This window comes from Alteromonas ulvae, assembly GCF_048987005.1.
Taxonomy (GTDB): Bacteria; Pseudomonadota; Gammaproteobacteria; order Enterobacterales; family Alteromonadaceae; genus Alteromonas.
On the sequence record NZ_CP185261.1, the window covers coordinates 3,682,675 to 3,705,208 of the forward strand.

General features: G+C 44.4%; 19 protein-coding genes. 10 read left to right on the forward strand and 9 right to left on the reverse strand.

Annotated features, from left to right (window positions below):
* Nucleotide 1 precedes the first annotated feature (1 nt).
* The 5 genes from bcsA to ACOJR9_RS15985 form a co-directional block, all read right to left on the reverse strand.
* Complete coding sequence (gene bcsA, locus ACOJR9_RS15965; RefSeq protein WP_420933902.1) at nt 2–2,221, reverse strand: UDP-forming cellulose synthase catalytic subunit; 2,220 nt, start codon at nt 2,219–2,221, stop codon at nt 2–4.
* On the reverse strand, nt 2,202–2,783 hold the full coding sequence (locus ACOJR9_RS15970) for a hypothetical protein (RefSeq protein WP_420933903.1): 582 nt from the start codon (nt 2,781–2,783) through the stop codon (nt 2,202–2,204). The genes bcsA and ACOJR9_RS15970 overlap by 20 nt, the downstream gene beginning before the upstream one ends.
* A gap of 288 nt (nt 2,784–3,071) precedes the next feature.
* Nucleotides 3,072–3,557, reverse strand: coding sequence for a YgjV family protein (locus ACOJR9_RS15975; protein ID WP_420933904.1), 486 nt, complete (start codon nt 3,555–3,557; stop codon nt 3,072–3,074).
* 13 nt (nt 3,558–3,570) lie between these two features.
* Nucleotides 3,571–4,302 (reverse strand): tRNA1(Val) (adenine(37)-N6)-methyltransferase, encoded by a 732-nt coding sequence (locus ACOJR9_RS15980; protein ID WP_420933905.1) that lies wholly within the window; start codon nt 4,300–4,302, stop codon nt 3,571–3,573.
* Nucleotides 4,303–4,528: 226 nt separating this feature from the next.
* The gene (locus ACOJR9_RS15985; protein ID WP_420933906.1) at nt 4,529–5,149 is read right to left on the reverse strand and encodes an NAD(P)H-binding protein; all 621 of its coding nucleotides are present in this window, start codon (nt 5,147–5,149) and stop codon (nt 4,529–4,531) included.
* A gap of 70 nt (nt 5,150–5,219) precedes the next feature.
* On the opposite strand from ACOJR9_RS15985, the gene ACOJR9_RS15990 reads away from it, so the two are divergent.
* Nucleotides 5,220–7,439 (forward strand): S9 family peptidase, encoded by a 2,220-nt coding sequence (locus tag ACOJR9_RS15990; RefSeq protein ID WP_420933907.1) that lies wholly within the window; start codon nt 5,220–5,222, stop codon nt 7,437–7,439.
* 123 nt (nt 7,440–7,562) lie between these two features.
* Here the strand turns inward: ACOJR9_RS15990 and ACOJR9_RS15995 are convergent, their stop codons facing one another.
* Together ACOJR9_RS15995 and ACOJR9_RS16000 are read right to left on the reverse strand one after the other, a co-directional pair.
* A complete protein-coding gene (locus ACOJR9_RS15995; RefSeq protein WP_420933908.1) occupies nt 7,563–7,937 on the reverse strand; it encodes a PH domain-containing protein in 375 nt (124 codons plus the stop codon).
* A gap of 28 nt (nt 7,938–7,965) precedes the next feature.
* On the reverse strand, nt 7,966–10,950 hold the full coding sequence (locus ACOJR9_RS16000; RefSeq protein WP_420933909.1) for a putative bifunctional diguanylate cyclase/phosphodiesterase: 2,985 nt from the start codon (nt 10,948–10,950) through the stop codon (nt 7,966–7,968).
* A 120-nt stretch (nt 10,951–11,070) separates the two neighbouring features.
* Between ACOJR9_RS16000 and ACOJR9_RS16005 the strand changes: the two genes are divergently transcribed.
* Genes ACOJR9_RS16005 through ACOJR9_RS16020 form a run of 4 tightly spaced genes read left to right on the forward strand, consistent with a single transcriptional unit; the run spans nt 11,071 to nt 15,764 of the window.
* Entirely contained in the window at nt 11,071–12,090 is a 1,020-nt protein-coding gene (locus ACOJR9_RS16005) for a serine/threonine dehydratase (RefSeq protein WP_420933910.1), read from the forward strand.
* A complete protein-coding gene (locus tag ACOJR9_RS16010; protein WP_420933911.1) occupies nt 12,087–13,808 on the forward strand; it encodes an amidohydrolase in 1,722 nt (573 codons plus the stop codon). The genes ACOJR9_RS16005 and ACOJR9_RS16010 overlap by 4 nt, the downstream gene beginning before the upstream one ends.
* The gene (locus tag ACOJR9_RS16015; RefSeq protein ID WP_420933912.1) at nt 13,801–15,087 is read left to right on the forward strand and encodes an APC family permease; all 1,287 of its coding nucleotides are present in this window, start codon (nt 13,801–13,803) and stop codon (nt 15,085–15,087) included. Before ACOJR9_RS16010 ends, ACOJR9_RS16015 begins: the two co-directional genes overlap by 8 nt.
* A 35-nt stretch (nt 15,088–15,122) precedes the next feature.
* A complete protein-coding gene (locus ACOJR9_RS16020) occupies nt 15,123–15,764 on the forward strand; it encodes an MBL fold metallo-hydrolase (protein ID WP_420933913.1) in 642 nt (213 codons plus the stop codon).
* Nucleotides 15,765–15,861: 97 nt separating this feature from the next.
* Here ACOJR9_RS16020 and ACOJR9_RS16025 read toward each other — a convergent pair whose 3' ends face one another.
* On the reverse strand, nt 15,862–16,377 hold the full coding sequence (locus tag ACOJR9_RS16025; RefSeq protein ID WP_420933914.1) for a lactoylglutathione lyase family protein: 516 nt from the start codon (nt 16,375–16,377) through the stop codon (nt 15,862–15,864).
* Between the two features lie 176 nt (nt 16,378–16,553).
* Here ACOJR9_RS16025 and ACOJR9_RS16030 point away from each other — a divergent pair, with 176 nt between their 5' ends.
* Nucleotides 16,554–17,504 carry a LysR family transcriptional regulator gene (locus ACOJR9_RS16030; protein ID WP_420933915.1) on the forward strand — a complete coding sequence of 317 codons (951 nt, stop codon included), beginning with the start codon at nt 16,554–16,556 and terminating at the stop codon, nt 17,502–17,504.
* 18 nt (nt 17,505–17,522) lie between these two features.
* Here ACOJR9_RS16030 and ACOJR9_RS16035 read toward each other — a convergent pair whose 3' ends face one another.
* Entirely contained in the window at nt 17,523–18,383 is an 861-nt protein-coding gene (locus ACOJR9_RS16035) for a class II glutamine amidotransferase (RefSeq protein WP_420933916.1), read from the reverse strand.
* A gap of 209 nt (nt 18,384–18,592) precedes the next feature.
* Here ACOJR9_RS16035 and ACOJR9_RS16040 point away from each other — a divergent pair, with 209 nt between their 5' ends.
* From ACOJR9_RS16040 to ACOJR9_RS16055, 4 genes are read left to right on the forward strand one after another with little or no spacing between them, the layout of a single operon-like run.
* On the forward strand, nt 18,593–19,603 hold the full coding sequence (locus ACOJR9_RS16040; RefSeq protein ID WP_420933917.1) for a sensor histidine kinase: 1,011 nt from the start codon (nt 18,593–18,595) through the stop codon (nt 19,601–19,603).
* Nucleotides 19,600–20,292: a response regulator gene (locus tag ACOJR9_RS16045; RefSeq protein WP_420933918.1), complete on the forward strand. Its 693-nt coding sequence runs from the start codon at nt 19,600–19,602 to the stop codon at nt 20,290–20,292. The genes ACOJR9_RS16040 and ACOJR9_RS16045 overlap by 4 nt, the downstream gene beginning before the upstream one ends.
* Before the next feature lie 4 nt (nt 20,293–20,296).
* Nucleotides 20,297–20,950 carry a potassium channel family protein gene (locus ACOJR9_RS16050; protein ID WP_420933919.1) on the forward strand — a complete coding sequence of 218 codons (654 nt, stop codon included), beginning with the start codon at nt 20,297–20,299 and terminating at the stop codon, nt 20,948–20,950.
* Entirely contained in the window at nt 20,950–22,314 is a 1,365-nt protein-coding gene (locus ACOJR9_RS16055; protein WP_420933920.1) for a TrkH family potassium uptake protein, read from the forward strand. Before ACOJR9_RS16050 ends, ACOJR9_RS16055 begins: the two co-directional genes overlap by 1 nt.
* Nucleotides 22,315–22,534: the final 220 nt, after the last annotated feature.

Genomic DNA, 22,534 nt, shown 5'->3' on the forward strand with positions numbered 1-22,534 from the left:
TTTATTCCTTGGCAGAACTTATTTTGTGACTTATTTTTTTGCCTGCGATATCTAGAGCATGTAGGAAATGCAAAAGAGCAGGTTTTAATCCAACACTCAGCACGTGCTTAACGCCGTACCAGTACGTAATTGCTCGCGTTCTCCTTCGCTGAAATGACATCCATCTGCGGCTATCTGCTAATGCAAAAGCAACAACTTCACTGTGCTCTTCTTCTGTTGAAGGGGAAAACTGGACGCGAAGTAACGATAATTTACTATCGTAGTTCAACACACTAACGGGTAAGTGAGCGTTCCTATTTAGTGCTTCACACCATGCGGTAAGTATGGCTTGATCGGAAAATAACGCGCCCTCACCTTTTAACTTTATTCTCGCACCACCTATGGAAAGATCCACAAGGTCCCCCACCCAAGCCTGTCCTTTTTGGGTCCGTAATACAACGTTATTGGTTGCGGGTAACCTGGATTGCGTTCGCACTTGTTTTCTTTCTAACAAAACGCTCAACACCGACATCAACAATAATAGGTTGAATCCATTCCACAGCATAACAACAACGGTGAGCTCTCTACTTAAAGGCTCGGCGATAAATTTATACACCCCGGTGAAAAAAGCAAATAACAATATAAGAATAAGCCAATAAAAGACATTGGCGAGTGGCGATACAAAAGTTTTGTCTAAGCTTTCCCCTTTTGGCGTAACCACAAAGGAAGGTTCTCGCGGCTTAATAAACACCTTTATAAGTGCTTTGAGTGTGAAGGCACACTGTAAAATTTCGTATATTTCAGAAACCAAAGGCCAACGCGTTCTGCCAAAAAGCAAAGTGGAAATCATATACGTGGCGATAACGTGAGGAATGGTATAGGCCAGTATTTCAAGCATGGAGGCATGATATACCTGAAGTCCGAATACAAGATATGCCAAAGGCATGAGCAGAAAAATAATACGCGCAAAAGGAAATAACCAAAACATGATAGAGCTCATATAACCAACACGCTGATACCACTTGAGCCCCTCGGCTTTAAACGGTTTTTTTAACAAAAGAATTTGGGTCATTCCTTGTGCCCAGCGCATACGCTGCTGAATGAACGCATCAAACGTTTCTGGCGCCAAGCCGCTCACCATTGGCCTGTCTACATAAACCGATTCATAACCTAATTTATGCAAATCTAACGCGGTTTCTGCATCTTCAGTAATTGACTCACCAGATATTCCCCCTACCAACTCGAGGTGCGCTCGCCTCATCAGGGCCGCAGAACCACAAAAGAAAGAACTGCCCCAGTAATCGAGGCCTTTTTGAATGGTCCCGTAAAACATATCGTTCTCAGAGGGCATTCGTGTGAAGGCTGAAAAGTAATTTCGTTCAACAGGGTCAGGGTTCGCCATAAAATGTGGCGTTTGCACCAAAAAGACATTTTCGTTTTTTAACATCCAAGGCACGGTTCTATCGAGAAAATCTGATGTGGGCACATGGTCGGCGTCTAAAATGACAATAAGATCACTGCTAGTATTCCCTATAGCGCTGTTTACATTGCCCGCTTTCGCAAATTCGTTCTTTGCGCGGGTGTGGTAGACAATATCGTGTTTTTTACACAGCGCCTGAAGGGTGCTTCGTCGTTGCTTTGCCGCTGCAGCAGCAGTTGCATTACTTGCATTAATTTTTTGATCGGTACCACCATCGTCCAGTAAATGTATAAATAGCTTGTCCTTGGGATAATTGAGGATTTTAGCGGCGCGAATTGTCACCTCAAGAATATCAACATCTTCATTATAGGTGGGGATCATAACGTCCACAGAAGGCAAACGATCTGTGTCTATACCTTTTAACGTGAGTAGCGGCCTACTAAGAGGAAACGCATTGACAATAGCACCTAAAACGGAAGTGATGCCTGCATAAATTTCAGCAATGAATAACAGCCAAACCGCAACAAGTGAAAAAATATCGGTATAAGTGAGCGTATACAACCCTCGCCATAGCAAATAACGAGTGGTTAAAGCCGTGCCTAAGACAAGGGCTAAAATTCGGAAGAAGTGTTGATGGGGCTGGGTATGTTGGGCTTCTTTGCTACACCAGGAAATTGAAATTAGCACTAACAATGACGCGAAGAGCTGTCCGATAGCATCCATTGGCGCTAACAAAATGGCGCCAAGCAGCACAGAGGCTAATAATAAAGCGCCTATGTACTGTACGGGGTTCGATACGTTCTCATGTGGCGAGTTGTCCAATATTGCGATCCGCTATGTGTATTTTTGTGACACTAGCATAGTTTGCCCTGTTAATAAGCGTAACTTCACCATTTGACAGTTCAACCTCGTGATTACTTTTATAAAACATTCTCGAAATGCTATCACGTTGCTCTTGTGCACTTTTCGTTGCAACACACCACGCCGGGTACGTTGCAATTCCGCATATACCTATCGTTATAATGCCATAAAAAACAAAAGGGGGTAATGATGGTGCAACAAATAATGAAAACAGTAAGATAGCCATGCTTGCCGTAACCAAAATAGCCGTTAGTTTACGGTAACGGATAATGCTATTCAGTGTGCTTTCCGCGTTTAACAGCAAGTGCAACCTGTTCTGCCATAGCGTTTCCGTCTCCAATTGTGATTGAACACCAATCACGCCAGAAGGTGCCTCTGACGTCGCACTAGCGCGTTGTGAGTGATGTTGACCCTTCGCTAGTTCATATATATTTACAGGAACGCAGTCTGCGAACTTACGCTCTAATTCGTCACTTAAATCATTCCGTTGATGTTCACTGCGAAACTTATTTTCTTTGTTCATAACGCATCTCCTAAAAACGATAAGTGAGTGTACTTCTACCCACTAATAGGAAACATCGCGGCATTCATACTTACTAATTGATAAGAATACGCTTACATACGCAAAAGTGTTATTGAACTTTCGCCTATTGAACTTTAGACTTATGAAATACATAAAGATAAAAGAAAGTGAACGCTCACATCTCATAAGAAAATCGACACAAAAAAGGCCATCACTCGGTAGAAATAATGACCACTTTTAAGCTTTGAAGGCGACGGATTTTGGGGTAAACGGGATCGATATAAAGAATTATCGCTTTAGCTTGCTAATTATGCTGATGAGGTTACTGATGTTAAACACAGTGCCAAAAATACTTCCCACCGAAATGGCATAGAGTAAGCCCAATGACTCGGCGACAAGAAAGGTTCTTCGTATTTGATGAGTGTCTCGTATTACGATAGAGCCAATAGTAAATATGAGCGAAGAAGCATAGGCAATAAATAGGTTCCAGTGATGCTCAAGCACAAACCATTCGTAGCATAAAAAACCAATATTAATACCTATAAAGGCAAACAGAATAAGGTTACTTCTATTTTTAATCGCAATAATGTTGCGAACGCTAGCGAGAAGCGTCCCTACCCCTGCAGCCATAGCATCTAGCATAAAGAAATGAGCGCTTAAGCTTGCTAATGCGAACGCGGATATCAGCAGATAGCGGTCAACGTTATTTTGTCGGTACCCAATGAAATTTAAAACAACAGCAACTGCACCAAATGCTTCGGCAACGACAACCATGATTTCTTCTCTTTTAAAATTTTAGATAAAACGGGCGGCAAAGCGCCTTGAACGCAGATGAATACTCACCATTATGATCGCGTATTGTAAGGGAAGGATACATCTCCTCGGCTTGGGAGTTAGCTGCGCTCTCGCTATCTTCATCATCAACGCGTTGAGGCTGAAAACGATAAACGCATAAGTAGGGATCACTTTTGCCGTTATGCTTAACCACCAAGCACTGTGTGGCGACTAAGTTAAATTCTGACGCATCTTGCTTTATTTCGACTATTCGACGATAAGGATAAACGCAATAAAGACTGCCCGCTGCAGATAAATAGTTAGCCGCAAACTGAAAAAGTGCAGACGGTGTAAGCAATGTGGTTTGACGGGCACTATTTCGTGCATCGCTTTGACTAGCAAAGGCATTGGTAGATTTATTACTGTGCTCAAAATAGGGCGGGTTCGATACAATAATATCAAAGCTGGTCTTTGGCTTATAAACCTCTAAGGCCTGGTGGTGCACCGAAATTCGCTTCGACCACTTTGACATTTCAACATTATCTCTGGCCTGCTGCGCCGCATTTTCATCTATTTCAATTGCCTGTATGTCGACAGCGTCATCCGTTTTTTGCGCCATCATAAGCGCGAGAATGCCTGTTCCAGTACCAATGTCCAGCACACTTTTGGCCCCATTGAGATTTACCCAACTTCCAAGAATGAGACTATCGGTATTCACCTTCATGGCACACTTATCTTGCGCCACACTGAACTGCTTACAACGAAACATTTTTTATGAACATGGATTATAAAACACGACTGGCATTTTACCTCATCTCATCTATCCCATCACGCCTGATGGAATAGATAAGAAGGAATAGATACAAATTGGAATAGGCACTAGCGCAAAGCCATTACTATACTTAAGGTTTTTAGCTCACGCTTTATTTTAACCGCTCTCTCTATTTAACCGCTCTGTATTTTTACCCCATTTACCATTTTTGCAATGACATCATATTTCTTGCTACATCAATTGGCGCCACGGGACGATACTTTTTAAGCGGCCCTTTCATGATAGATTGCCAAATAGGCGCCGTTTTTTGCGCAACATCTTCAAGTAAGCGAGATTCATCTCGGTTCCCTAACAGCAATGACGGCCTAACCGCGGATGCATTTGGCAGCTGTGGCATACGCATAATGGCATTTTCAAGCTCGCCTTTTACCCTAAGGTAAAAATTGCTACTTTTCGCATCAGCCCCCACAGAAGACACCCAGACAAAGCTATCGGCACGCTGGGCACGGGTAAGCTGGGCAGCAACGTGAATATATTCAAAATCCACGCGACGAAATGCTTGTTTCGAACCTGCTTTTTTTAGGGTGGTTCCCAAACAGCAGTACACATGATTCACGCTAAAATAACCTTGATAGTCTTGGAGGTTGTCAAAGTCGATAACCACCGGCCTTAAACGGTTGTGTGGGTCGTTGAACATCTGTGAAGACAGGGGCTTACGCACCAAGCACGTCACTTCATCGTAACGCCTGTCCTGTAAAAGCATATTTACAAGCGTTCGTCCGACTAAACCTGTCGCTCCTAGCACCATTGCGGATTTCATACTTTGCACCTTGTATCATGTGATGGTTTCTCTACAATCTAACCTTCGACAGTAAAATATGCAGATAACAATGAAAAAAGCCCTTTTAATTGGAGCCGCTATGCTCTCTACTGCTTTACACGCTGAAACGCTCACTATTGAGCGAATTTTCTCATCACCTTCTTTAGACGGCAGCGCCCCTCGCACACTTAAAGTGTCTCCCGATGGCGCGCGCGTTACGTTCTTAAAAGGAAAGCAAACCGACTACGAACGTCTCGACCTGTGGGAATACCATATTAACAGCGGCGAAACTCGCATGTTGTTTGATTCTAACGACTTACAAAGCGGCGAAGAAGTACTTTCTGATGAAGAGAAAGCCCGTCGCGAGCGTATGCGCCTAAAAGGTAGCGGCATTGTAAGCTACGAATGGTCTGACGATGGTAAAGCTCTGCTCTTCCCTCTTGGCGGTGATGTGTACTATCACAAACTCGGCGAAAAAGGCGCCAAGCAGCTACTCGATACCGATGCATTTGAAACAGATATAAAACTATCTCCCAAAGGTAATTACATTTCTTACGTTCGCGATCAGAACCTTTATGTAAAACATATTGCCTCGGGCAAAGAGATGGCAATTACTAAAGACGGCGGTGGCAACATCAAGTTTGGTATGGCCGAGTTTGTTTCTCAAGAAGAAATGGGAAGAATGACCGGATATTGGTGGGCGCCAGATGAAAGTAAAATTGCCTTTACCAAAGTAGACGAAAGCCCGGTAGACGTTATTACGCGCACTGAGATTTACGCTGACGATATCAAACTTATTGAGCAAAAGTATCCCAAAGCGGGCACACCTAACGTGATAGTAGAACTGGCCATTCAGTCGCTAGACACAAACGAGCGTACGTGGGTAGATTTAGGCGAAGATAAAGACGTGTACTTTGCCAGAGGCCAATGGATGCCGGACAGCACAACATTTACCTACCAATGGCAAACACGCGATCAGCAAAACCTTGAGCTGCGTGCGTACAACACGCAAACAAAAAACCAGCGTGTACTGTTAAATGAAAGCAGTGATACTTGGGTTAACTTGCACGACGACCTGTATTTCCTCAAAGACAAAGGTCAGTTTGTTTGGGCCTCTGAGCGTGATGGATACAAGCACCTTTACCTTTTCGACAATAGCGGCAAAATGGTCAAGCAGCTTACATCGGGAGACTGGGTGGTTGACAGTATTGAAGCCATCGATACGCAAAACGACCGCATTTTTTTCTCTGGCCGCAAAGACACGCCGTTGGAAAGTCATATTTATGTCGTTCCTTTTGATGGAAAAGGCTCCAGCGATATAGCACGTATTACTGAATTGGGCGCCTATCATGACGCAACCTTCAGCAGTGATGCCTCTATTTTTATCGACCGATTTTCTACCGTTAACTCTCCTTTCCAAGTCAGTTTAAACGATGCCTCTGGCAAACGTATTACTTGGCTTGAAGAAAATAAAGTAGAAGAAGGTCATCCTTTACACGCCTACATGGACAGTTGGACCAAGCCTGAGTTTGGCGATATTCAAACGAAAGACGGTGCAACGCTTAAATACCGAATCTACAAGCCAGAGAGTGCGATAGAAAACCCAAATAAGAAACTGCCTGTTATCGTGTATTTATATGGCGGGCCTCACGCACAAGTTGTTACCAATAAATGGGCGGGAGATCGTGGCTTATTGATGCAACATTGGGTTGACCAAGGGTATGTTGTCTTCACGGTAGATAACCGAGGCTCTAACTACCGAGGCAAAGCATTTGAAGATCCTATTTACAAAAAAATGGGCTTTATCGAGGTGGATGACCAAGTTGCCGGCGTAGAGTATTTGCGCACGCTGCCTTTCGTTGATGCCGATAACATTGGTATTCACGGACACAGTTATGGCGGCTACATGACGCTGATGGCCATGTTTAAAGCGGGCGACTATTTTGCTGCAGGTGTATCTGGTGCTCCGGTTACCGACTGGCGTTTATACGACACCCATTACACCGAACGCTACATGGGTAACCCAAACACCGAGAACGATGCCTACACTGCGTCTTCTGTCTTTCCCTACGCGAAAGACTTAAAAGGCGACCTGTTGATTTACCACGGAATGGCAGATGACAACGTACTATTTACCCACTCCACTATGCTGTATAAGCACTTGCAAGACTTGGCTATCCCGTTTGAAACTATGGACTACCCAGGTAAAAAGCACAGCCTTCGCGGTAAGCAAACTGGCATTCACTTATACAAAACCATTACAAATTTCTTCGAGAGAAATCTGAAGTAAGCAGGGTTTGGCGAAAAGGCTTATGGGAAGTAACGTAATCTAGAAAAAAAGGGCATAACAATGTTTTGTTATGCCCTTTTTTATTTTGAAAGCGTTTTGGCCGCCTGGCGACAACCGAATGGTTTATGCAAACATCTGATTAGCTAAGTTCTTTTGCACTGCCTGTGCAGAGGATGCACTTAGTTCAATTTCAATAGCATCTGATTTGCCCGACAGCCAAATTTTTAGCTCGGCATCAGTATCAAAGTGCCCCGCTGTTTCAACAATAAACTGGGTAATAGACTTATACGGAATAGAGTGATAATTCACTTTTCGCCCCGTCAGCCCCTGCTTATCAATAATTATTAATCGCTTATTAGTAAACACGCTTAAGTCACGAACCAATTTAAATGCCGACGTAACCGTTTCGTTATCAGCAAGTATTGGAGAAAGCTCTTCCTGAACATCTGCAGAGCTTGTCTCGCTCGCATTTCCCATTATTGTATCGAATAAACCCATGTTATTTTCCTTTTCAAACTGCTAATAACTATACAGAGGCAAGCTTCACACGCCATTGAACCCTGTGTGCCAGAGGCTTTGGCTTGTCGAGAGCAAAACCCTGCCCAAAGTCTACATTAAGCTTTTGCAGCACTTGGGCCGTTGCATTGTCTACAACAAACTCGGCGACGGTTTGCTTTCCCATGCTGTGAGCAATGTTATTTATGGCAGTTACTGTAGCATGGTCTATTGGATCGTGAACAATATTTCGCACGAAGGAGCCATCAATTTTTACGTAGTCCACATCAAGGTTTTTAAGATAAGTAAACGATGACATTCCTGCCCCAAAATCATCTAAGGCAAAGCTACACCCAATATCTCTGAGTGTAGAAATGAAATGCTTTGCGGCTGCCAAGTTAGTCACCGCTGTGGTTTCTGTTATTTCAAAGCAGATTTTTTCAGCAGGCACGGTCGTTCCCTGCATTCGCTGTACTATTTTTTGTAATGCAATCTCATCACCAAGGGTTATGCCCGACAAGTTGATGGCGACTTTGCCCACATTATCGAGATGGGCAGGATTGGCTTCTAGCGTTTTCAAAGTGTTATCAACCACCCATAAATCCACTTTATTCATCAATCCATGCCTCTCGGCAAGGGGAATAAACAACCCTGGGCTAATAAGACCGCTTTCGCTTGCGTTTAACCTCAGTAAGATTTCATAGTGCTGAGGAAAGTGCGTGCTTACCTCACTAGGTACGGTAAGAGGCATAATGGCTTGGCTATAAAGCTCAAAACCATCGTTTTGTAGCGCGTTGTGAAGCGCCTGCAGCACCTTATTTTCGCTGTCGTCGATGGCAAGTTGTGCATCCCCGTCACGGTATACAAAATAACGATTACGCCCCAGATGCTTCGCCTTATAACAGGCATTGTCTGCCGCTTTTATTAATGCCTCTGCACTTTTTGTCTGCGCATTTATTTCAATAACGCCAATACTCGCGCCAACAAAAAATAATTTATCGTCGTACACAAAGCGGTAGTTCGATATAGCGACTAAAAGCTGATCCAACTGCTTTAACACAGAGTCTAGCCCTTGATCTCTAAAAATAATGCAGAATTCGTCACCACCGATACGCGCTAGTAAATCATCTGCGTTAACGTATTGCCTGAACACCGTGGAGATTTCTTTTAACAGTTTGTCACCTGCGGGATGACCACAACTGTCGTTAACTAATTTAAAGCGATCCATATCAATAAAACACATAACACTGCGACGCTGATTCTGACTGTGTGTGTCGCGAATATTGCGCAGCACTGAAGAGGTAGACTCATCCACGGACTCAATTGTTTTATTCTCTGTCCTTATCTCTGCCCTTGTCTCTCTGAGGATCTCCCGAAGCTGTGCATTAAAGGCGTAGCGGTTGAGCAAGCCTGTTAACTGGTCGTGATTTGCTTGAAAATGTACTTCTTCGTGCAAAGCCAACTCGCTTGTAACATCACGGGCAATCCCCTCGACAGCGGTTAAATGCCTCTTGTCATTCAAAATGGGAGTGTCAGAAAACTCTAACACATAACTTTTGCCACCAAGCCCTTGGTAGTGCACCAAATAAGGCGCTGGCTTTTGACCTCTCGCTATTGCCTCTCTTATCTCAAAAGTTTCATCCGGTACTTGCTGTACATAGCGCGCTTCCTGTGAACAAAACTGTTCCGGTTTATAGCCTAGTATTTTTTCAACACCGGCACTCACGTAAATAAAATTATGTTCTATCGTTTTGGTATACACAAAATGACGGTGCATGCCGTCGACTAAACGACGATACCGTTCTTCACTATCCTTTAAATCTTGCTGCGCTTTAAATCTTTCGGTTACATCGCGAATAGTTAAGGCAATATTATTACCTGCTTTTACCACCTGAATTTTTATCCACTCGGGTACGATTTTGTCACTGTGAATTGCAACATAACCCTCGTAGGGCGCACCGTTTTTAGCTACCTTTGCTGCCTTTTCAAACTCTTCAGGTATACCTAAAAAACGGGACTGCTCGGCCAAACTCATTTTTTTCATGACATCAACCGCCCCTCTAAAAAGGTATTCGCTGTATGAGTTTGCTTCTACCAAGGTGTAGTCATTCTGCGAGGGTTGATAAATAAGCAGTGCATCTAATGACGCTTCGCTGGCGGTAAGGTAGCGCTGCTGACTCACCGAAAGGTGCACAGCGCCTTTTAGCTGCTTATGGAATACGTAGCTCACCAACGCAGACATCAGTAAGCCAATGACAATAACCAGTATTCCTGGGTTAAAGGGGCTAAATTGAGACTGCATGGAAAGTGTGATATCACGGCCTATAAACTTAAAAGGAGGTAGTGAGACGAGTGTCCCATCATCCATCATTTCACCACTAGCAAATAGCGTGCTGTTGCCCGCTTGTAGCTTAAAGTTAAACTGCGGGCCAACGAGTTCACCAAGCATGACACCTAAAATGGTTTGTACGTCGAAGCCTGCAACAATATAACCATGCTCAGGCTCTTGAGGACTAATTGCTCGTCCCAGCAAAATGTGATGGTGTTGTGTGGAGGGAGAGTAGAGTATCGCACTATTCAGTGACTCTGATAGCGTTGGAATAGGAAGACCAAGCGCATCCATAGGCTCGCCAATAAGGCTGTTGTCGATACGAGTTTTAGTACCTGCTTCAGGGGTGGCCACCCACTGAATTGTTCCAGTTTTGTCAATATACGCCAGAGAACTATAGCCTCGCTGCATTCCCATTAACGATAATGATTGAGTATTGAACCAGTCAACTGGATTTGGCTCAAAAGTTGGCCAATTCTGCATCAGGTTATAAATGGCTTTTACTCGTTCAGTGGAAAATACTTCTAAGCTGATTTTCACTTGCTCGGCCACCGACTGCGCTTTTGATACCCTTGCGCTTTGTTCATCCTTTTGAATATAAATACCGGTGGACACGAACAACATAGAAAGTAATAAGAACAACACCGTGGGTAACGCATAAACACGATGGTTTATCCTATCGAACATGACTAAATCTCCGCAAACATAGCCGTTAAGCTTAATAAAGATTTATGAAGCAAATATGAATTGTCTTCGGTAGTATTCAATGTAGTGATTTAACTTTTTAGTGATTAATGGGTAGTAGTAATGGGCAAAACGCCAGACTTTGACAGTGTTAAAAAAGCAAGTACGCGTATCAATGAAGTAGTCAAACGCACGCCTATTGTTGAATCGACGCTGTTAAACACGTGGATGGGTCATCGAATTCTTTTTAAAGCTGAGTGCTTACAAACCATTGGCGCTTTCAAAATTCGTGGCGCAATGAACTTTCTAGCCAAATTAAAGGAAGAAGGTCGACTGCCATCACAGGTTGTCGCCAATAGTTCGGGTAATCATGCGCAGGCGGTAGCCTATGCCGCGGCTCACTTTGGTATAAAAGCCACTATTTTCGCCAGTGAAAATATATCCCCAATCAAAGCGGCGGCTACAAAGAGCTACGGCGCAGAATTAAAACTGTTTGCTACTCGCCCCGAGGCAGACATTGCGGTGAAAGAAGCGGCCGAGGGCGCTGATACCGTGTGGATACCGCCGTTCAACCATGAAGATATTATTGCCGGACAAGGCACTGCAGCTTTAGAGGCACTTGAAGACGCAGGAAGCGTAGACGCAGTGTTTGCGCCCTGTGGCGGTGGCGGCCTATTAGCGGGTACGCTACTAGCGACACGAGCATTGCAACCCAACGCACTGGTGATTGGCGCTGAGCCCATTGAGGCGAATGACGCTTCTATGTCGCTGCAAGCTGGCGAGATTGTGGCCCTTGAGCACACGCCAGTTACCTTAGCAGACGGTGCAGCCACCCCCAGCGTGGGTGATGTAACGTTTGAATTACTACAACAACTCGATGATTTTTATGAAGTTGACGAGCTGCAGATTGCATATTGGACCCAATGGCTACACCATCTATTGAAGTTGCATATAGAACCCACCTGCGCAATGACAATGGCGGCAGTGGCATCGTGGGCTGCTAATACCCCTCCCGGCAAAACGGCGTTAGTTATGCTCTCTGGTGGTAATATCAGCCAAGCGTCAATGGCAGCAATTTGGGAGCAAGACTTTTTACTTCAACCCCCTATTATAGATTTCGACGACGGAACAGAAGAAGAATGATGAAAACAAAACCAATGAAAAAGCTAATAACCGGCCTCACGCTCGCGGCATCCTGTATTGCACTTAGCTCTGTTATTTCTATTACTGTTATTTCTAGTACTATTATTTCTAGTAACTATGCAAACGCGGCAACACTAGTTAAAAACGTAAAAGGCTACACCCTAAACGACAGTGGCACACTTGTGCAGTTCAGTAATCTGGTAATGGATGAGGGCAAAGTACTCGCCCTTGATGCCAAGGCAGAAAACTTTGACATTAGTACGACTATCGATGGCGAAGGAAAAGTCATGCTTCCTGGGCTTATCGATGCTCATGGCCATTTGTTAGGGTTAGGCGCCAACCTGTTGGAAGTGAACCTACGAGAGAGCACGAGTGCGAGCAATGCAGCAAAAATGGTGTCAGATTATGCGTTCGCGAATAAAACGCAAAGCTGGATTACTGGTCGCGGCTGGAACCAAGAATTGTGGAGCGACCGTGCATTTCCAAGCGCCAGCGACCTAGACAAAGTAGTGTCAGACCGTCCGGTGGTACTTACCCGGGTTGATGGACACGCTGCGTGGGTAAATACCAAAGCGATGGAAATTGCCGGCATTACTAAAGACACCCAATCTCCTGTTGGTGGCGAAATAATTAAAGATGCCAACGGCAACCCTACTGGCGTATTTATTGATAACGCATCAATGCTTATTGAAAAACACCTACCTTCGGCAAGTAACGCTATTTATCAGCAGCAATTAGATGCAGCTGGCGAACACTTGCTAGCCAATGGAATAACGTCAATGCACGACGCTGGCATTAGCCGCGATGTGTATGACTTCTATTTAAAAGAGTCGGTAGAAAGTGACTTACCTATTCGTATTTATGCCATGGTGAGTGCTACCGATCCTGAATTATCCACCATGCTGGGTAACGGCACTATTCGCGATAACGACGACTTTTTGTATATACGCTCTGTAAAAGCCTATGGCGATGGCGCACTCGGCAGTCGTGGCGCGGCGTTGTTAGCGCCGTATTCAGATGCACCTCATCAACACGGCTTATTACTGACTCAGCCAGAAGATATGAGTGAGCTATTCACTACCGTAATAGGTGCAGGGTTTCAGCTGAATTACCATGCTATTGGCGATAAAGCGAATCACGTAGCGCTCAATGAGTTTGAAAGTACGTTTGACCGCATTGGCGGAAGCGAACTGCGCAACCGCATTGAGCATGCGCAGGTAATTGCACCTGACGATCTAGCCCGCTTTTCTGGCTTGAAAGTGCTTCCATCCATGCAGCCTACCCACGCCACCAGTGATAAAAACATGGCAGAAGATCGCATCGGTAAAGATCGAATGAAAGGCGCCTATGCGTGGAAAACGCTGCTAGATTCGGGCATTGCGCTGCCACTTGGCTCCGACTTTCCGGTGGAATTAGCCAACCCGTTTTATGGCCTACACGCTGCGGTAACCCGCCAAGACAGAGACAACCAGCCAGTGAAAGGCTGGTATGCCCACGAAGCCTTGTCTATTGAGCAAGCCTTTAAAGGCTTTACCCTTGATGCCGCCTATGCAGGGCATATGGAAGATACATTGGGCACACTTACGCCTGGTAAATGGGCTGATTTCATTTTAGTCGACCAAGACATCTTCAGTATTGAGCCCAAGCACATTTGGAAAACCAAAGTACTTTCGACCTATGTTGCCGGTGAACACGTTTTTAGCCTAAACAATGACTAGAAACAGCCTGCTCACTAAGGGTATTGGCGGCGTTGGTGCCGCCCTACTTGTGCTAAACGGCCTTATCGGCGCAGGTATTTTTGCCTTGCCTGCTAAAATGGCTGCAGAGTTAGGTGCGTTTAGCCCTTATATATTTCTTATTTTTGGCGCCCTTATGCTCACCATTGTGTGGTGTTTTGGGCAGCTTGCTGTTTTTTATCAAGAAACTGGCGGGCCGGTTATATACGCACGCAAAGGGTTTGGTAATGCGGCAGCCTTTCAAACGGGGTTTGTGTATTACCTTGCTAGAGCCACTGCCATTGCGGCGAATATGCACGTTCTGCTGCTATATGCCGGCTATTTGTGGCCAGAAATCAACGCTGGAATGGGAAAATCTCTGGCAATAATAGCGCTCACTAGCCTGCTCATATTTGTCAATATTGTGGGACTAAAAGCAGCAATGCGCTCCCTCGACACGATCTCTATTTTGAAGCTATTGCCTTTTGTAGCGCTTATTGGCGTAGGGTATTGGCAGCTTGATTTCTCTACTGCATCGGCAGTTGTCACCCCAACATTAGACACCATATCCGCAGGCGCACTCATTACGCTGTATGCATTCATTGGTTTTGAAACGGTTGTGGTAACCAGCGGCGAAACTAGCGCTCCAAAGAAAACCATTCCAAAAGCATTGATGCTGACGGTGTCAGGCATCGCGTTATTTTATTTCTGCGTTCAGTGGCTTTACTGGCATACGCTTGGCGCTGCAACCCCCGAAAGTGCCCCGTTAATCGCTCTTGCGAATATCATTTTTGGTGAAATGGGTGCGCTGATAATGACGTTAGCCGCCGTGGTGTCTGTAGCAGGCAACCTACTTGCCAATATGATTTCAACATCACGCCTTACGTACTCGATGGCACGTCAGTCGCTTATTCCGAAAAACCTTGGTAAACACTGGCTTGGCAAAGTACATAGCGAATTCGCCACACCGTATATATCGGTACTGGTGCTAGGCATTTTTGCAGGTGTTATGGCACTAAGCGGCAGTTTTGTGTGGCTTGCTATTTCTAGTGTGTTAGCAAGGCTCGTGGTTTATGCAGTGTGCGTAGTAGTGCTTATGAAAGCGCAGCATCAACTTACCTACACACCTAACATCGTTAAACGTGCAGTACCCTTTATAGCACTTGCTGTGTGTATTTGGTCTATCAGTCAGTCGGCAACCAATGCCTGGTTGTTCCTAGTTGGCGAGCTGGTGATAGGCGCAGCGCTTTACTGGCTGTTCACTAAAAACGCGAAAGACTAAAAGCGTTAATTTGCAAAGAAGATAAGAGAAATATTGTGGAAATTGTTGTTATACCCGTTACCCCATTCGCTCAAAATTGTTCCCTAATTTGGGACCCGAAATCTATGAAAGGCGCCTTTGTCGACCCCGGTGGTAACGTAGACCAATTGATCAAAGCGGCAAACGATAACCACGTTGATATTGATAAAATACTACTTACCCATGGTCACCTCGACCATGTTGGCGGTACCGTAGAAATAGCGTCACATTTTAATGTGCCCATTATTGGCCCACATAAGGGCGATAAGTTTTGGTTAGATGCCCTGATGCAGCAAAGTCAGATGTTTGGCTTTCCACCTGCTTCGCCCTTTGAGCCTACCCAATGGCTGAATGACAACGACACCATTACGGTTGGCAGTATAACGTTAGATGTATTGCATTGCCCTGGGCATACACCCGGACATGTCGCGCTGGTTGAACGCACGAGTAATAAGGTGATTGTTGGGGATATTATTTTTGCTGGCTCCATTGGTCGAACTGACTTCCCGCAGGGCGATCAGCAGCAGTTGATAAGCTCAATTAAGCAAAAGATCCTAACACTTCCTGATTTGATGACCATTTATCCAGGTCATGGACCTACCACCACAATTGCCACAGAGAGGGCAACCAACCCCTATGTGTCTGGGCGCTATGGTTAATTGCAACAGACGCCGCGCTTGTTTCCGCCATCTAACATTCTGTGTATTTAAAGCGGGAGCGACGGCGTCAGTTTTAGCCTAGATAATGAATTAACGCTTACTCGTAAGCGCCGCTAGCATAGTGAAGTTCATAGCTATGGCTGTAAATTTCAATAATGTTGCCAAACGGGTCTTCCATGTAAATCATGCGGTATGGCTTTTCACCAGGGTAGTAGTAACGCGGCGCTTTCATACGCTTTTTACCACCAGCGGCGACAATTTTGTCCGCAAGGCCTTCAACATCAGGGTCTTGAACACAAAAGTGAAAGATGCCGGTTTTCCAGTACTCAAAGTTATCCTCTGGGTTTTGCTGATCTTTAAATTCGAATATTTCCACCCCTACTCTGTCTCCAGTGGATAAGTGAGCTATGCGAAATTTTTCCCAGCCAGCACCAAACACGTCGGTACACATTTCACCAATGGCAGAATCATCTTCTAGAATTTCTGTTGGCTTCATGATCAAGTACCAACCTAGTACTTCGGTGTAAAACTTAATGGCGGCGTCTAAATCGGGAACCGATAGCCCAATATGAGAAAACGTACGTGGATACGGTGTTTTTACTGCTTCAGTCATCACTTATTCCTTTTAACGCATTGCTGCGTTACACAATAATAGAAAGAAACCCAAGCCATTCAATGATGCCAGCCACTCAATGATGCCTGTGAGTCAACGTGAAGTGATGATAGCTAGACAAAAGCAAAACTTGAAATTATCATTATTTTTTATTTTGATAATTTAAAATTATAGCCATGCTTAATCCTATTTGGTTAGACACCTTTATCACACTGGCAGAAACTGGCCACTTTACCCGCACTGCTGAACAGCGCTTTATGACACAGCCCGGCGTAAGCCAGCACCTAAAAAAGCTTGAAGAAACGTGTGGCTGTGAATTAGTTATTCGCCTGGGTAAAGGCATTCAGCTTACCGAGCAGGGACGACGAGTGTTCGAATATGCCAAAGCTCAACAGCAGCAAGAGCAACACTTTATTGCCAGTTTAAAGTTTGATGAGCCTTACGAGGGTAAATGTATCGTCGCTTGCTCAGGTGCCATTGCTCAGCGTATCTACCCTGCTCTTGTCGCATTGCAAACGCAGCACACGGCACTTAACATTCATCTTGAAGTTGCGCCTAGAAGAACCATTCTTTCCGGTATCAATAACGGGACGTTTGAACTCGGCATAGTGACTAATATGCCCAACACAGAAGACGTATCCTGCACCTATCTAGGTGAAGAGCCGTTAGGGCTTATTTTACCTAGCTCCTTTCTTACCATAAAAGGAAAGCGCAAAGGCACGCGCCTTAATAAATACAGCGCAAACAATATCGTCGACACGCTCAATACATTGGGGCTGATTAATCATCCCGACGCCGTGCATTATTTGCAGCGCTACATTAAAGATAGCGGAGAAGCAGACCTAGCGCTTATTAACCCGAGTAAACTTAAGCATTCAGGTTATGTAAACCAACTCTCTCAAATTCTTATTCCAGTGAGTAAAGGGCTTGGTTTTACTGTGTTACCAAGCAGCACGCTAGAGTTTGTTGACGTGGCAAATGAGCTTGTGATGTATACACCTAAAAATGATGTGACCGAACCTCTTTACTGCGTTCAGGCACCGCATGCCGCGCTGCCCGCTCGCTACGATGTAGTTAAGAGTGTAGTAAAGGATGTGATAATGGACGTGGTAAAAAAGGGATATTGAAGAGAATAAAAAAGAGCGTTAGCCTTGGTTCTCATCAGCTGACGGTTCTCTTTCAATATCTGGGTCGGGAGATACCATTTCAGACTCTTTTTTATGTTCGGGCACATCTACTTTGCCTGCCGCAATCACTTCCCCGTCTTGCCACAGTTTCCATTCCCCTCGCTCATAAATATCCCACTGCTCATCATTGGTTAGGGGCTCTGTGGCAATAATACTCACCACGTCTTTCGGTGTGGTCTCAGCTGCAAAATCAATGGCTACTTCTACATCCTTTAAACATGCTGCCCCAAACGGTGCTCTTCGGGTAATACTCGCTAATTTTGTACTGCAAAACGTAAACAGCCAATCGCCGTTACCCAATAAACAATTAAAAACACCTTGCTTGGCATAGGCTTGAGCTAATGAAACAAGAGACTCGACCAATTGCAGGGGCGATGTGTCTCGCGGTAAATGTTGTCGTACGTGGTTAATAATGTCGCAAAACATGGCTTCACTGTCGGTATCGCCCACAGGCTCATACATACCTTTTGCAGCAGAAAAGCTGGGTATTTGGCCGTTATGCGCAAACACCCAATATTCACCCCAAAGCTCACGGGCAAAAGGATGCGTATTCGCCAAGGTGATGTTGCCTACGTTCGCTTGTCGAATATGGCAGATGGCGGTTTTACTTTTGATAGGTAACGTAGAAACAAAATCTGCAATGGGTGATGTAGCGCTAGGCTCTGGGTCGTGAAACATCCTTACGCCTTTACCTTCGTAAAATGCCACTCCCCACCCATCTTTATGCGGGCCAGTTTCACCACCACGGCGGGTAAGCCCGGTAAAGCTGAAACACAAATCTGTTGGTGTATTGGCACTCATGCCAAGCAGTTCACACATCGCTTTCTTCTTTTGGCTCTGGTATTTCTATTAATATAAATAAGAACATATACACGCTTTAGTCGCTATTCAAATTGAAAAAAACACTAAAGTACCTCTCTTTACTATCCTAAACTCAGGCATTAACAATAAATTTTACGTAATTTTTACGTTAATATCGCCCCGTTTGTTGCTAACGTAAAGATAGTCACATTCATTACACTACTTATATGCATCACACTGTACTGAGACAATGCTTTGCTGCGCTTATCATAGTAACACTATCGGTACTTGGCTGTGTTTTTCTCAGCCAATGGTTTCTCCCTCTTGGCGGCATTTTACTGGTACTTCAATTAAGTACTGTATGTGTTTCACTTTTATTTAATCAATACCACGGCATTGCTGCCGCACTGGTAAGCGCACTATGCTTTAACTATTTCTTCACTCAGCCTCGGTATTCGTTTCATATGAGCAATGTAGAGGATGCCATCAACTTTTTTACGTTTGTCGTTGTTGCGCTCATTAGCAGTGAGTTGGTGAATTTTTATCGGAAACAACAAAAAGCATTGCGACAAGCGCAACTGCAAACAGATATTTTACGCTCTGTCTCTCATGACTTGCGTACTCCTCTTTCCACTATCATTGGCTCAATGGAAACACTCCAACAATACGCATTGCCAGAGCAACAAAAACAGGCGCTTGTACAAGGCGCGTTAGAAGAAGGGCAAAGACTGCACCACTACATAGAAAATCTTTTACTGGCGACCAAAATACAGCATGGTGAGCTTTTAACAGTAAAGGAGAATACTGATGTTTTTGACATGCTTGTAGCACTTAAAAAGCGATTCGATAACAACAGAATTTCGCTTAAAAATCATACCCAGCAGTTAACTATCGAGGCGAATAGTCAGTTAATGCAGCAAGCCATTTACAACGTTATCGATAATGCTCTTAAATACACCAAAGATAATGTAGATATTGTTATAAGTTCACCAGCAAAACATGCTCTTATTGCAATTTTTGACTATGGGGAAGGAATAGCAAATAACGATATGGAAGCGCCGTTTACGCTGTTCTCTACATCGAGATTAGGCGATGTTGGTACAGGAGGAGTAGGGTTAGGGCTAAACGTTGCCCGCGCAATTGTTACGGCACACGGTGGTAAAATATCGCTCAACAACACTTCTTCAGGACTGTGCGCAACCATCGAGCTGCCCTTGTCAAAGAAGGAGAAATTATGAGCAACATTCTTATTATCGACGATGAACCCAATATCGTCAGAATGGTAAGTATTGCGTTGACGGCAGAAGGGCACCACTGTAACGAAGCCGGCTCAGTAAAACACGGGTTACTCCTTGCTGTGAATACACAACCCGACTTAATTATTCTTGATTTAGGGTTACCTGATGGTGACGGAAAAGATGTGTTAAAACGGCTGCGTGAAACATCAAAAGTGCCAGTTTTGGTACTTTCAGCTCGCCACGCTGAAGAAGATAAAGTTTCACTACTTTCCTTAGGGGCAAATGATTACGTTAGTAAACCTTTTGGCATTAAAGAGCTTGTGGCGCGGGTGAATGTTCTTCTTCGAGATTTCTCACCACTGTTGACCGCCAATAAGCCTATACGCCGTTTTAAAAACATCACATTAGACACTGTTGAATCAGTACTCAGCATTAATGGAAATGACATCACATTATCACCTAAAGAGTTGCAAATTATCGATTTACTCCTTCACACGCCGAATACAATTATTAGCCAGCAACAACTTATTCGCGCCGTATGGGGAATTCATCACTCTGAAGACGCCCATTACCTTCGCATTTTAATTAGCCAACTGCGAAAAAAGCTAAACCGCTATACCGCTAACAACCAGTTGATAGAAACTGTTCCTGGGCGAGGATACCGATTCCACATCGACAATAGAGAGTAACACTATGGCACATTTTACCGTTATCGGATTAGGTCGTTTCGGCTTGACCGCAAGCACAGAGCTCATTCATATGGGGCATACGGTCACCGGAATTGATAAAGACGAAAAAATTATTGAGCAATATGCCGATGTACTCACCCAAACATTGACCTGTGATGCAGCCGATGAACGCGCATTAGAAGAGCTCAATTTATGTCAAAGCGAGGCAGTCTTGGTAGCCATTGGTGAAGATATGGAAGCAAGCTTGTTGTGTACACTTCACATTAAAAACCTGGGTGTGCAAGACATTTGGGTTAAAGCAAATACATCAGCACACCATACTATTTTATCTAAGCTTGGGGTGACCCGCATTATTCATCCAGAGGAAGAAATGGGCGCGCGGGTCGCGCAAGCTTTACATTATCCTATGGTGAGCGACTATATTGGGATCGGTCATAGCACGTACATTGTTAGCGTTAACCTTTCCGCGGTTTTTACGTCCTGCAGCATCAATCAGCTGCTAGAGGGGTTTGACGCATTCATAAACTGCTTACTCGTTAAACGAAATAAAGAGATTTTTACCGCACTTAACGGTGACTTTGTTCTAATAGCTGGGGACACCGTCATTTTATGTGGCACTCGAAATGCCTTAGTTCGTATTGCGCCGAGGCTTAAATAGTGCACCGCTGGAGCCCTCACCATCGTATTCCAAACCGTAAATCAAATAATGTTAGAAGCGTTCAGGCTGCACCACCGCTCATACTATCGCTGAGTTTTTTAGGCATTATTTTAGTTGGCACTGCCGTACTAATGCTACCAGGAATGTCTGTCACCCCAATATCTTGGATAGAAAGCTTTTTTACCGCGACATCAGCCGTTACGGTAACAGGGCTTGTGATTGTTGATACAGGTTCAACGTTTACAGTTCTTGGACAAACCGTTATCGCTATTCTGATCCAAATTGGCGGATTGGGACTCATGACGTTTGCGGTCGTCACACTTATCGCGCTTGGCGGTAAGATAAGTTTTTTGCAACAATCTGCAATAAAAGAAGCCTTCAACCAAACTAATTTAACCACTTTAGTGTCCACTGCTAAATCCGTCTTAGCATTTGCCTTCATAGTTGAATTTATTGGGTTTAGTATCCTTTCGATTTATTGGTTACAAGAAAAAACGTGGGCTGATGCATTGTTTCACGCCTTTTTCTATACCGTCTCAGCTTTTAATAACGCTGGGTTTGCACTAAGTCCAGATAGTCTAAGCGCTTATGTTGGCGACCCTGTCATTAACCTTACCATTACCGGTCTTTTTATTATTGGCGGCTTGGGCTTTTCAGTGTGGCTAGAATTACTGAAAAAACGGACTTGGCAAACGTTGTCTGTCTACACCAAAACGATGGTAAGCGGCACAGTTGTCATTAATGTCATTGCGCTCGTGCTCATTTACTGGATTGAAAAAAATAATGTGAATACCTTGGCGGCACTTGATGCTAATTCAACATTCTGGGCGTCTTGGTTCCAAGCCGTAACTCCAAGAACCGCGGGCTTCAACACGCTGGATATCGCATCACTGGAAGATGCAACAACGACACTAATGCTCTTGCTTATGTTTATTGGGGGAGGATCTATGAGTACAGCAAGCGGCATAAAAGTGGTGACATTTATTGTGCTTTTACTTGCTACAGTCAATTATCTACGCCGCGGTCCCGCCCCCACCCTTTACGGCAAAGCCATTACTGACGATACAGTTAAAAAGGCCTTAGCTTTCACACTTATATCGGCAGGCATAACCTGGATAGCTATCTTTGGTTTATTAATCACGGAAGAGGCTGATTTTCTTGATGTTGTGTTTGAGGTGGTTTCAGCCCTTGGCACAGTAGGACTTTCTAGAGGAATAACTGGCGAACTTTCACAAACCGGCGAAGTCATCATTATTTTATTGATGTATATGGGTAGACTTGGCCCTCTGACGATAGCCTACATGATTGCAAGCCCTAAAGATGTGAGAGTGAAATACCCTAAAAGCCAACTTCCCATCGGTTAACAATACAAAAGTAGTATCGTCTTTTTATGCCAAGGCCTGTTGTGCTTTTTATTTAAGCCGATTGCTCTCTTTCGAAGAAACGAAGTCAGCGAACCTCCTAATCAGGGGGTTGTGAAATGGTTTGCAGTTACTACATCAAAATGACAAACGTCAATTAACCCAAACAGGGGTGTACGAATGCATTTATGGTCGTGATATTATATCGTTTATTTTAATTGTG